Below are 11,470 nucleotides of genomic sequence, written 5' to 3' on the forward strand. Positions count from 1 at the left end.
TTCACTCCCTGAAGTTTGCGATTCGCCAAAGACTGGCTGGGTGCGTCTTGCCGCATCTGTTCGCCCCAAAGGTCATCCTCTCCAAGAGGGTGCCACACGTTGATTAATACTTCGCGAAGGCCGCTTCCATCAAAGAGGCCTGTTCGAGTTGATGGCTCTTCTTACTTCCCGTCGCCGGGCTGGCCGAGGCGTGGCGTTCGATCGAGCGGAACGGGTATTCGTCGAAGAACGACTGGCCGAAGTGAGCCTTGAGGAACCGGCTGGCTCCCATGTTTTCCGGCTCTTCCTGAACCCAGCGGACTTCCGTCCCGGCCGGATAGCGGGCGAACACCTGCTGCAGTTTCACATACGGCAGTGGATACAGTTCTTCGAGTCGAACGATCGCCACATCCGGACGCTTTTGAACTTCCCGAGCCGCGACAAGATCGTAGTAAATCTTACCCGAGCAGAGCAGAATTCGCGTGACCGACTTCTTGTCTTCGATCGAATCGTCGTCGAGCACCGGCTGGAATGTGCCCTTTGTGAACTCTTCGATCGGCGAGACACACTCCGGATGCCGCAACAGACTCTTGGGCGTCATCATCACCAGCGGCTTCTTCCACTTGCGAATCGCCTGGCGACGCAGGCAGTGGAAGTGCTGAGCAGGAGTCGTCAGATTTACGATCTGGATATTGTCTTCGGCGGCCAGCATAAGGAAGCGTTCCAGCCGTGCGCTGGAGTGCTCTGGACCCTGGCCTTCGAAGCCGTGCGGCAGCATCATCACCAGACCACTCAGACGTTCCCACTTGTCTTCAGTACTCGCGATGAACTGGTCGATCACCACCTGAGCCGAATTACAGAAGTCGCCGAACTGAGCTTCCCAGATGATCAGACCTTCCGGGCAGTCGAGACTGTAGCCGTATTCGAAGCCGAGCACGCCGACTTCCGACAGAGGGCTGTTGTGGAGCTCGACCAGACCATCAGCTGCGGCCAGTTGTTTAAGCGGACTGTGCAGATTGCCGTCCTGGACATCGTGAAGAACGGCGTGTCGTTGACTGAACGTGCCGCGTTCAATGTCCTGTCCGGTCATGCGGAGCGGATAGCCCTCTGAAATGACCGAGCCGAAGGCAAGCAGTTCTGCAGCGGCCCAGTCGAACGGACGTTGTCCGTTGCCCATCTCGCGACGCTGTTCAAGAAGACGGATCAACTTGCGGTGCGGCTGGAATCCTTCGGGGTAATCAGTCAGCACATTCATGATGCGGCTGAGTTCATCCGGCGAAAGATGCGAATCGACTTCGTCGGCCTCGGAAACTGAACCACCACGGAAGCCGTACCAGTACCCGCCGTAATCTTCCAGACAGCGGATGTACTGATCCCGTTTCGCCGCTTCGAGTTCTTTCTCCAGGACCTGCCGGCGCTGTTCGACGATATGCTCGCCTTCCTCGCGGGTAATTCCCCGCATGCGGATCAGCTGTTCAAAGTAACTCTCGAAGACCGTTCGATGCTGCTTGATGTCACGGTACATCACCGGCTGCGTGAATTCCGGCTCATCGCTCTCGTTGTGTCCATGCTTCCGAAAGCAGTACATGTCGATGACGACATCGCGATGGAATGTCTTTCGGAATTCGAGGGCAAGATTCACCACCTGGGCCACGGCTTCCGGGTCTTCTCCGTTCACATGGAAGATCGGAATCTGCAGCATCTTGGCGATGTCGGTCGCATACGTGCTCGACCGGGCCTGTTCGCGCGTCGTCGTGAAACCGATCTGATTGTTGACCACAACATGCAGCGTTCCACCCACCGAATACCCCGGCAGTTCGCTCAGATTCAGCGTCTCCTGGACGACCCCTTCGCCAATGAACGCGGCGTCTCCATGAATGAGAACAACCAGCCCGTTCTTGTGCTTGAAATCGCGGAACCGGTCCATCTTGGCCCGCATGCGGCCGAGAGCCACCGGGTTGATGTATTCGAGATGGCTGGGGTTGAAGCAGAGCGAAAGATGGACGTTCTTGCCCTGTTCGGTCAGCCAGTCGCTGCTGTATCCGAGATGATATTTGACGTCGCCGCGGCCGATATGAAGCTCCGGATCGGCATCGACGAACTCACGGAAGATCTGCCGGTAGCTCTTGTGCAGAATATTCGCAAGCACATTCAGACGCCCTCGGTGGGCCATTCCGATGACGACTTCCTTGGTGCCGTCGTTGCCGGCTTTCTCAATTGCCATGTCGAGCAGCGGAATGAGGCTCTCCGCTCCCTCCAGCGAGAAGCTCTTCTCGCCGATGAACTTCTTCTGCACGAACTGTTCGAACAGCACGGCGTTACTGAGGCGCTTGAGGATTCGGACCTGTTCTTCGCGACGCAGTTTGATGCGGTTCCCGGTCGTTTCCATCCGGGTCTGCAGCCATTCCCGAACGCGGAGGCTGTCGATGTGCATGTACTGCACGCCGATCGAGCGGCAATAGGTTGTTCGCAGCCATTGCACGATCTGACGCAACGTTCGGACTTCCGGTCCCCCCATCCAGCTGGTGGAGAATCGACGGTCCATGTCGTCTTCGGTGAAGCCGTAGAACTCCGGCTTGAGTTCCGGCGGATTGCCTCGCTTCTTTCCGAGAGGATCGACCTCGGAAAGAATGTGGCCGCGAACACGGTAGTTGCGGATCAACTGGTCGAGTCGTTCCTGACGTCCGGCGACTTCGAGTCGCTGCGGTCGTCTCAAGCCCCCTTCCGACATCGACGGCGGATTAAAGATCGAGAACGGCTTACGCGGAGGCCGCACGCGAACTTCGCTGCTGACTTCCGACTGCCGATCGAGTTCCGCAAAGTACTCGCGCCATTCCGGCGAAAGACTGTCCGGCGATTTCAGGTACTGCTCGTAGAGCGATTCCAGAAACAGCAGACTCTGGGCGTTGTCTTCGACGCTGGGATGACCGTTGCTGGACGGGGTGGAAGCAAGGTGCGATCCATTGGAATCGCCCTGATCGGAGGTGGGAGCCGACATGGTTTGGCCTGATCAGCCTTCATCAAAAAGATCGTACGCGATCAGCGGAGGGGCACTCGCGGGTCCTGCGCAATGTCTCAAACGCTCCGCTGCATCATCTCCATGGATTGTGGCATTTTTGCGTATCACGACAAGGGCGAACGAACGGTTTTCTCACGCTCCGACCAAACTCCCCGCCAGATTCCCCCCGTACCGGCGACATCCTGCCGCCGATTGCGTGTTGCTCGAAGTGATAGCGTGTGGAGTGTGTCGGGGATCGAATCAGGAAATTGCGCCAGAACCCGAAGAGACCAGGCACACGTGTTCTGCGAGCAGCGTCCCTTCGGCGGCAGGATGCGGCCGCTACGGATTGCTTACGTTTCCGCTGCTACGCGGCGGTTTCCTTCTCCGCCCGCTGGCGTTTGCGAGCCGCGATGAAGGAGCGGACGCAGAGCACGACAAACACGGTGCAGAGAATCGCCAGGACGAACACCATCGTCAGCGCCCGGGAGTTCACATCGGCTCCGTTGCTCATCTTGATGGCGAGCATAATTCCCCGCCCCCAGCCGGCGATTGCACCGAGCAGACCGAACAGCACGGCGACGTGCATCGCGTGCATCCGAAAGCTGTGTTTGAAGGCGGCCAGTCCGGCAAGCAGGATCGGAGCCCCGAAGAACAGTGGGATCAGTGCGGTCGGACTGCGGTCATCGAGCTCGGCTCCGAGATAGCCGTAAAGGCCCTGCAGGACGAGCAGAATTCCGATAATGACAGCAGTTTGTGGCATGGCGGGTGTCTCCGGCGAGGCTTTCAAATTGGACCCTTGATTTTAGTCGGCCCTGTTCTGGGGCGACAGGGGGGCCGACGGAATTTTGTGGGAACAGGTGAAATTCGGTTTGTGCTCCTTGATGGCGGCAATTACTATACGTCCCGATTCAGAAAGGAATTCTCTGATCGCTTATCCCTTGAGTTCATCAAGCGGTTGCCCGAAATCTGTCCAAGGAGGAATTGCTAATGGGTACCCTGAAGGTCCGGTTACGGACCGTTCTCGCTCTTTCTGCCGTCTGCCTGTGCGCCAATGTGGCGTTCGCTCAGAACACTCCGCAGCGGCAGGAGCTGTTCGAAAACCTGCTGCGAAGCCTCATTGAAAGTCGGATGGAGGATTCTCAGCAATCCCAGCAGTTCTACGGGCCCCCGACGAACCGTCCCGGCAACCAGTCTCAGGCGTTCCGGACTCAGATCAATCAGTTCACCCAGGAAGCCAGCCGCCTGTTCGATGTGCTGACGACCGACGTCTATCAGAACCTCGGCCTGAAGACCCATCTAAACCCAACGCTCGAAGTGCAGGCTCAGGCCATGGTCCTGTCTCAGCTCAGCGATCGGGGCACGGAATGGACAATGCTGCGAAACGAGTTTCAGACTCTCGATCGCGACTGGCGGCTGTTGTCTTACCGACTCAAGGCGACCAGCGGACTGAGCAACGCCGCCCGCACGTCCGTCACTCGACTCGACGAACTCGACAAGCAGCTCTGCACCCTGTTCGAAGTCTCGCCGCAGATCGATCAGCGGGAATTCCTCCGACTCACCGACTCCCTGCAGACCGATCTCCGCAACCTGTTCGACGACATCTCCATTGAACTGGGCCGCACGCAGCAGGCTCGCGAGTTGCTCGTTCAGGGACGACTGATCGAGCAGCAGGTCCGCTTCATGGCTTCGGCGATCGATGTGCAGCAGTCCCGTGAAACTGCCCTGAGTGAATTTAAGAAGTTTCATGATCTCTGGGGCCCGTTCGCCTCACAGCTCTGGCCACTGCGCAACCGCTACATCGAACGCAGCCTGCAGCGAATCGAACAGACCGATCGTGAGCTTCACGAACTGCTTTGGCTCGAAGTCCAGGTCGACAACCGCCAGCTGACCCGACTGACGGAATCGCTGACAAACGATTTCGACCGTCTGTTCAAGGCGACCACGCTGTCTCAGCTGATGACCTTGAAAGATCGGGACGTGATCATTCGCGTCGCACCGGATCTCAATGCAGCCAACAATCGACTCAGTCAGTCGATCAAGGAAAACCGCCCGATGCAGCAGCTGCAGAGTGAATACCGCACGATGGAGCAGAAGTGGCGTCAGCTCGAAACGGCTTACCGCACCTGTACCGAGTCGGACATCCTGCGTCTGGTCAAATCGACTGATCTGACGATCGCTTCCATGCAGGATGCGCTGCAGCTGAAGACTTCGTTCGATCGCACCCGCGCCATGCAGCTACTGGCTTCGCTGGAAAACTTCGGCGAGCATCTGCAGGAACGATTCAGTGCCGACGTTTTGACGAACACCCGGTACAACCGCAAGTTCTCAATCCAGGGCCTGCATACCTGCCAGCAATTCACCGCCTTCGCCCGCAACATTCACTACGATCTCTCCGAAGGAGCCAATCCGGACGAACTGCGAGCTCGTTGTGACACGCTGGTTCGGGGCTGGAACTATCTCAATGATGAGTACATCCACAAGCTGGAAGGTAGCGAACGCGAACGTCTGAACCGTCTGGGCTCTCAGATCACTCCGCTGATCGTCCAACTGCAGACCATGTTCGAGATTTAGAGCGAATCGCTCGAACGGGCATTCTGATCAGAACTCCAGCAGCAGCCGTCTCATTCCGGGGCGGCTGCTGTTTTTGCTTTCATCGCGTTCTTCAAGGCCCGCCGATAGTCTTCGGGCAGTTGCTTTCCGGTCCACCAGTTGGCTTCACTGGAGTAGACCCAGACATATTCATCGGTCTGCTCCAGCGCCAGTCGAACACGTTCTTCGAACTCGGCCGGCTGGTGAAAGTTCGCAGACCAGTCTTCGCTGTTCCAGGTGAAATCGTGGATGGCGTAGTCGGTCCAGATTCCAAACGCCGGACGGAAGTGCTTCCGATAGCGATCGGAATCTGCAGCCCATCTGGCCGCCCGTTTCGTCATGATACGACGAGCCCGCTGGAACTCCTCCCTGCTTCGATACCCGTACGCATATTCCCAGCCATCAATGAATTGCGTCCGCTCATCGCACGCTTCGAGCACGCCATCCAGAAACGGCGCGAGCAACTCGTAGTTGCCGACGCGAAACCGTTCCTCTTCCGACTCCTGGGAAGCCCGATAGGCGAACGTCAGCAGAATGGTCGCTTCCGGGAACTCCGAATTGATGGCCCGGATCCACTCGCGGCCGCGTTGCTTCACTTGACGTTTTCGCTCGTCTGGATCAGAGGGAAAGTCCTGTTCAATCTCGTCGGTGTCGAACGGCCGATATGCGTACTGTTCGGTATCGAACAGCAGCCCCACGCTGCCGGTGGCTCGGGCCAGTCGAGCGGCGACGGCAAAGTTATGACAGATGATGCTCCAGGCATCATCGTCGAACCAGTCGACCTTGCCCGGCGTCACGTTCGCCCGAACGAAGTAATCCATCGGCCGGTTGAATGTCGTCTGCTTGAAGTCCTCGATGACATGGCCGAACTCCGAGAATTCGTATTTCCGCCCGCCCCACATCTGCCACATCATCTGCTCTCCGGTCGCGGTGGTGGCACGAAAGACGAACCCGTCGAACGGCGTCTGTTCGAACTGCTCAGCCAGTCTCCGGACCGTGCGACTGTCCGGCTCCACGGCTGACCATTCAATCAACTTCTTAGGCGTCGTCTTCTCTTCAAATTGAGCAGGCAGCTCGTTCTGCAGGCCAGAATTCAGAACGATTCCTAACAGGAGAAATGGCACGAACTTTTTCATTGATGTTCCTTCTTGAGAGTCGATCACGGGCGGCTCGTCCCTGACAGCAGAGCAGGGGAGGCTCGCCATGGGAAGTCAGTTGCGTGATGTTCATCATCGTGGTATCCCTACTCATCGAGGGGTCTTGATGCGAGTCAGGGGCCCCATGCTGATCGATACCTCTCAGAAAGCCGCCCTGATGATCCGACTTCTTGCTTTACCTCTCCTCGTCCTGATGGCTTCTCCCTGCCTGGCTCAGGATACGCTGAATCTTCCGCACCTGGGGGAAGTGCTGCGGTTCGAAAAGAAGTTTGATGAGATCGTCCCAAAGGACGCCGCGATCGAAGTCGTCGCCTCCGGGTTCGACTGGACTGAAGGCCCGGTCTGGGTGCCGGGCGAACCGGGGCATCTCCTGTTCTCCGATATCCCCCGCAACTCTGTCTACCGCTGGGAAGAAGGCAAAGGGGCCACTCTTTACATGAAGCCGAGCGGTTACACCGGGGTTGCCGATTACGGTGGCGAGCCGGGCTGCAATGGGCTGATGCTGGATGCCGACGGGCGTCTGCTGTCCTGCGAACATGGCGATCGCCGTTTGTCGGTCCTTACTGAAAACGGCGGCAAGCGGACGCTCGTCGACAACTATCAGGGTAAGCGGCTCAACAGTCCCAACGACCTGATCATCCATAGCAGTGGAGACATCCTCTTCACCGATCCTCCGTACGGCTTGCCGAACCGCTGGGACGATCCCCGCCGCGAACTCGACTTCTGTGGTGTCTATCGGCTTGCTGCCGATGGCAAGCTGACGTTGCTGACCAAAGAAATGACCCGTCCCAATGGCGTCGCTCTTTCCCCGGATGAGAAGACGCTGTACGTCGCCCAGTCCGATCCCCAGGCCGCGATCTGGAAAGCATTCCCCATCAACGGCGACGGTTCTCTCGGAAAAAGTCGGCTGCTGCACGACGCCACTAAAGAAGTGAAGTCGCTCCCCGGTCTGCCGGATGGTATGGCTGTGGCTCAGGACGGAACAATCTTCGCAACTGGCCCAGGCGGCGTCTATGTCTTCACTCCGGAAGGCAAGCTGCTGGGCCGCATCAGCACGGGCGAACGAACCTCCAACTGCACCTTCGGTGGCCCGGATGGCAAGACGCTCTACATGACCGCCGACACCTACATCTGTCGCATCAAAACCAACGTCACTGGCCTGTCCCACAAGTAGTTCGTTGACCGATATTGATGAAAACGGGTGCCCTCCGTTGGCACCCGTTTCTGTTGGCCGGCCGAGCCGACTCCCGGTGTTTCAGGTGGCGACCGGAGTAACGGTTTCTGTGGACTTCGCAGCCTGCAATTCTTTCTGAGTACGGGTCAGTTCGACCAGTTCCTCATTGAAGATGCGGATCAGAGCGTAGAGGCAACAGGCGACAACCGGAGCGATAAACACGCCCCAGAGTCCCATGACCTGCAATCCGCCCAGAACGCTCACAAATGCGAGCAGCGGATGCAGCTTGGCGTCAGAATGAAGCACATAGGCGCGGATCACATTGTCGAGCGTTCCAACCACAGCGAATCCGTAAACACAGAGCATCAAAGCCCAGCCCCAGGAGCCGAGGTAGAACAGATAGACGGCGCAGGGAAGCCACACCAGCCAGGTGCCGGCCAGAGGGATCAGTGCGGCGAATGTCCCCACAATCGTGAACAGAAAGAAGTGGTTGAAGCCGAGCGCCCAGAGCGCGAGTGACGTCGCCAGTCCCTGTGCCACGGCCGCGAGGAGTGTGGCGGTCACAACGGCTCGAATGGCCTTGCCGAATTCTTCGAACAGGGTCCGCTGATGCGCCACATTTACCGGCGTCAGTTCAATCGCGTACTCAATCAGCTTGGGGCCCTCAAAGAAGAAGTAGTACAGAGCAATGATGAAGGTCAGCAGGCTCATCAGCATCCAGCCGAACTTGGCCGCCACGTCGACCGTTGTCATCGCCGTTCCGGGACTGAGCGTGGCGATCGCCAGACGCCGGATGGCGTTCTGCGTACTGACCCGCAGTTCTTCTGCCCGCTGCTGCAGCCGCTGTTCGCGAAGTTCAGCCAGTTGCTCTTCTGTCAGTTCTCCTTCATTCGGACCGACGAGTGGAAAGAGCCGCTCAAGCTGGACGACCACGGTTTCGTAGATTTCTCCGTCCTTGACCGAAGCGATTGCCGCTCTGACGGACGAATCGCTGAAGATCCGTTCGGCGACGTCAAACATCTGCAGGGCCCCGACAGTCACGCCGACGAAAATCGGGACGATAATCGCCATCACCAGCCCGGAAGTCGCCAGTCCGGCCGCGACGCGGGGCCGGTGTCCTGTCCGTTCCAGAAAATACCGGTAAACGGGATTGGCGATCAGGGCGACGACGGCTGCCAGGAACAGCGGCAACAGGAAAGGAACGATTACGCGAATGAATGTCGCGCCGAGCACGACGAGCAGGAGAACAAGAATCGCTAGAGAAACGTATCGCGTCAGCACGTTTGCCTCTTTTCTGTTTTCAGTGTCGATTGCGAGCGCAGGAGGGAAATGACTTCCGTCAGACCCTGACCACGAACGTGGTAGGACCACAATAGCCGATCGCCGTCAGTTCGCCTACATTGTGTGCAGAACTGTGCACCCCTTCGGCAGAATCTCCGAGAGTCCTCTGCCCCACGTGTCTCGGTAGAAATACGGATCACGGAATTCTGATAGGTTTTGTAGCCGATCATCGTTTGCGCTGAGATGTTACGTTCAGAGACGCAACATTCTTAGACGCTTTTCTATCGGCGAAACGGGGGTGTCATCAATGATTGCCGCCGGCGGGACCACATCGGGTCGCTTTTTCACGACAAGGGCTCGAATTCTCATATTGACGAACTCTGATGGGATGCTAATCTGTGACGAGATTTCACCGTCAGGGATGTCGTCTCCTCCATCGTGATCTTACCGCTTTGAGACTGAACAACGGACTGTCGCGAAGGCTGTGCATCTGACAAAACAGATGCCTCTTGAGGTCAGAAGGTACAGGATTTGCCTTTCATTCTGATCGACTGCCGCTCAATCGACGAAAGATAGCAATGCCCAACACCTACTTTATTACGCTGGCGTCGCAGAACCATTGCGGCGTCCTTCCGGCCGTGACCACGGCGCTGGGAGAACTTGGCGGAAATATGCAGCATGCCTCCCAGTCGATCGTGAACGGTCTGTTCACAATGACCATTGCCGCCCGCTTTCCGGAACATCGAACGCGGGAGGTGATCCGTGATCATCTTCTTCAGGCCGGCCGTTACTATGACATGAAGGTCATGATCCGTGAGATTGCCAGTGAGGATTTCGAAGAAACGGTGATTGGTCAGTCGTACTTCCTCACTGTGTCGGGCCGCGATGCTCCCGGCGTTGTGCGGGTCATCAGCAGCATGCTGGCCGAGCAGATGATCTCGATCGAATCGCTCTCGGCGGTTCCCGATTCTCCGGAAACGTTCTCAATGGTCATGAACGTCACTTTGCCTCCGAATGTCGATTTCGACGACCTGGTCACAGAGCTCGAGACATTTGGCTCATTGAACGGTCTCGCGATTTCGCTGACGGAAGAGGAAGAGTTCTATCGCAGCGGAGCAGAAGCAAATCCGGCCCTGCGAAATTACGCACGAAATCTTCCCGACCCATTGCGTTAGAGCAAATTCATAATTCGACTGCAGGCGTTTGCAGGAGCAAACTCAGCATAGCAGGGGATTGTGCGACTGCAGCAGAAGTATGAAAACGCTTTCGAGCCGCGTTCTCAGCGTTATTATCGTTCCGCCCGCTCCACTACGGAGTCGCCTCTTGTTGGTCTCTTCGAACCTGAGACGATTTGTCGAACGAGCGGGGTCACGCGTCGCTGACTTTGCCTTCCCGCCGGAATGCGTGCTTTGTCGCTGCGATCTCCCGCCTTCACCGATCGCGGAACGAGTGTGCGGAAGCTGCCAGGAGGAGTGGCCTGCGGCGATCGAGTATCCGTGTCAGCGATGTGGAGCTGAGTCTGGCCCGTACGCTTCGACCGCGGACGGCTGCCCGCATTGCCAGAATTTGCCGGCGAGCTGCAAAAAGATCATCGCGTACGGAATGTACGAGAACAAACTGCGTGAACTCTGCACGCAGTGCAAGCTGCCCCACTTCCAGCCAACCGCTCAGTTCCTCGCCCGCTGTCTCTGGAATCAGCACGAGAGCGTATTACGAACGCTCGGCTGTGAGGTGGTGGTCCCTGTTCCGATGCACTGGAGCAGTCGATTCCGTCGGAAGACGCATCCCAACGAAACGGTGGCCAGATTTCTCGCGGCACGTTTGCAGATCCCGTGCAGCACGACCGCCGTGCGACAGATCCGACGAATCGAGCGACAACATTTGCTTAGCCCGAGCCGTCGACGCAAGAACGTGCAGGGAGCGTTTGCCTGCAGAACGTCGCGAACGCTTCAGGGGAGGAAGGTTCTCCTGGTCGACGACATTCTGACGACCGGAGCGACCGCGCACGCCTGCGCGCAGGCTTTGAAGCCGCTTCAGTGCGAAATTGCCGGCGTGGCGGTGCTGGCTCGAGCCGTTGGAAGGTGATGCCGCTTCGCCTCGCAGCGCTCGCTTAACGCCCGATGACTTCAGGCGAATCGGGAATGGTGCGAAAAAAAGCCCCGATTCTGCTGCGCAACTTAACCAGATTCGCAGTGGTAGGGACTAGGTAAACTTTGAGTCGTCCGAACCGGGCTTTCAAGCGGTTCGCACGTCTGTGCCGATTCTGGCTATCAGGATATGGAGGTGCGC

8 protein-coding genes are annotated in these 11,470 nt (G+C 57.7%); 4 read left to right on the plus strand and 4 right to left on the minus strand.

Annotation, left to right across the window (positions count from 1 at the left end; translation table 11 throughout):
- Window positions 1–103: 103 nt before the first annotated feature.
- Together L1A08_RS15315 and L1A08_RS15320 are read right to left on the minus strand one after the other, a co-directional pair.
- Window positions 104–2,977, minus strand: a complete 2,874-nt coding sequence (locus L1A08_RS15315; protein ID WP_238757316.1) for a 2-oxoglutarate dehydrogenase E1 component — start codon at window positions 2,975–2,977, stop codon at window positions 104–106.
- 367 nt (window positions 2,978–3,344) lie between these two features.
- On the minus strand, window positions 3,345–3,740 hold the full coding sequence (locus tag L1A08_RS15320) for a hypothetical protein (protein ID WP_238757317.1): 396 nt from the start codon (window positions 3,738–3,740) through the stop codon (window positions 3,345–3,347).
- A 227-nt stretch (window positions 3,741–3,967) separates the two neighbouring features.
- Here L1A08_RS15320 and L1A08_RS15325 point away from each other — a divergent pair, with 227 nt between their 5' ends.
- The gene (locus L1A08_RS15325) at window positions 3,968–5,551 is read left to right on the plus strand and encodes a hypothetical protein (protein ID WP_238757318.1); all 1,584 of its coding nucleotides are present in this window, start codon (window positions 3,968–3,970) and stop codon (window positions 5,549–5,551) included.
- Between the two features lie 50 nt (window positions 5,552–5,601).
- Here L1A08_RS15325 and L1A08_RS15330 read toward each other — a convergent pair whose 3' ends face one another.
- Complete coding sequence (locus tag L1A08_RS15330; protein WP_238757319.1) at window positions 5,602–6,705, minus strand: hypothetical protein; 1,104 nt, start codon at window positions 6,703–6,705, stop codon at window positions 5,602–5,604.
- A gap of 178 nt (window positions 6,706–6,883) precedes the next feature.
- Between L1A08_RS15330 and L1A08_RS15335 the strand changes: the two genes are divergently transcribed.
- On the plus strand, window positions 6,884–7,900 hold the full coding sequence (locus L1A08_RS15335; RefSeq protein WP_238757320.1) for an SMP-30/gluconolactonase/LRE family protein: 1,017 nt from the start codon (window positions 6,884–6,886) through the stop codon (window positions 7,898–7,900).
- A gap of 81 nt (window positions 7,901–7,981) precedes the next feature.
- Here L1A08_RS15335 and L1A08_RS15340 read toward each other — a convergent pair whose 3' ends face one another.
- Window positions 7,982–9,181, minus strand: coding sequence for an AI-2E family transporter (locus tag L1A08_RS15340; protein WP_238757321.1), 1,200 nt, complete (start codon window positions 9,179–9,181; stop codon window positions 7,982–7,984).
- Window positions 9,182–9,759: 578 nt separating this feature from the next.
- Here L1A08_RS15340 and L1A08_RS15345 point away from each other — a divergent pair.
- Together L1A08_RS15345 and L1A08_RS15350 are read left to right on the plus strand one after the other, a co-directional pair.
- Window positions 9,760–10,356, plus strand: a complete 597-nt coding sequence (locus L1A08_RS15345; protein WP_238757322.1) for a hypothetical protein — start codon at window positions 9,760–9,762, stop codon at window positions 10,354–10,356.
- Between the two features lie 148 nt (window positions 10,357–10,504).
- A complete protein-coding gene (locus tag L1A08_RS15350) occupies window positions 10,505–11,266 on the plus strand; it encodes a ComF family protein (RefSeq protein WP_238757323.1) in 762 nt (253 codons plus the stop codon).
- Window positions 11,267–11,470 lie beyond the last annotated feature (204 nt).

Origin of the sequence: Rubinisphaera margarita (assembly GCF_022267515.1) — a bacterium.
Lineage (GTDB): Bacteria > Planctomycetota > Planctomycetia > Planctomycetales > Planctomycetaceae > Rubinisphaera > Rubinisphaera margarita.